Origin of the sequence: Clostridium sp. MCC353 (assembly GCF_018785315.1) — a bacterium.
Classification (GTDB): Bacteria; Bacillota; Clostridia; order Lachnospirales; family Lachnospiraceae; genus CHH4-2.
Map to the genome: position 1 here is coordinate 1 of NZ_WQPN01000149.1, position 401 is coordinate 401.

Below are 401 nucleotides of genomic sequence, written 5' to 3' on the forward strand. Positions count from 1 at the left end.
TTCTGCCCGTCTTTTTCTGTCCCTGGAGCCTAAGTTTCACTAACGGTTTCCAGACGGCTTTCATCGCCAACGGATTCCGCCCCGCCCGGTGCCAACCCTCCAAGCAGGCCTCCGCCCCCGTCCGTCCCCATCCCCAGGATTCACGGCTGTGTACTGGTCTGATAAAGGATAAATAAAGATTTGGAGAAGGGAAGTAGAAAAGGCAGAGAAGCGTTTGATTGAGACGGTGTTTGGTATTTAGAGCAGATTATGGTATGGATATTTCAAGTAACTGACGTGGGGAATAACAGTAAGAGGTCAAGGCATTTTCGGAAAAGCCTTGAGGGTTGATGTTAAATGGTGTGGGGATTTACATTAAAGGGTGAAGGCATTTTCGAAAATGCCTTCACCCTTTATGTCAC